This is a genomic window from Enterobacter sp. UNJFSC 003, from assembly GCF_036903355.1.
Taxonomy (GTDB): Bacteria; Pseudomonadota; Gammaproteobacteria; order Enterobacterales; family Enterobacteriaceae; genus Enterobacter.
Map to the genome: position 1 here is coordinate 1 of NZ_JBAKHK010000381.1, position 231 is coordinate 231.

Genomic DNA, 231 nt, shown 5'->3' on the forward strand with positions numbered 1-231 from the left:
CCCGTGGAGCCAGATAACGGATGTGCCTGCAGCTTCACTGACGGTAAAAGGTACCGTGCAACTCAGCAGCGCCACTAACAGCACGTCAGAAACGCAGGCTGCCACACCAAAAGCTGTGAAGGCTGTATATGACCTTGCCAATGGAAAACAACCTGCCGACGCCACACTGACCGCACTGGCAGGCCTTGCCACTGCGGCAGACAAACTGCCGTATTTTACGGTGAATGATAC

At 55.0% G+C, this 231-nt stretch carries 1 protein-coding gene; it reads left to right on the top strand.

Annotated elements, in window-relative coordinates:
- Positions 1-231, top strand: a 231-nt coding sequence (locus V5P19_RS24645; protein ID WP_334408128.1) for a phage tail protein, incomplete at both ends; no start/stop codon positions are given.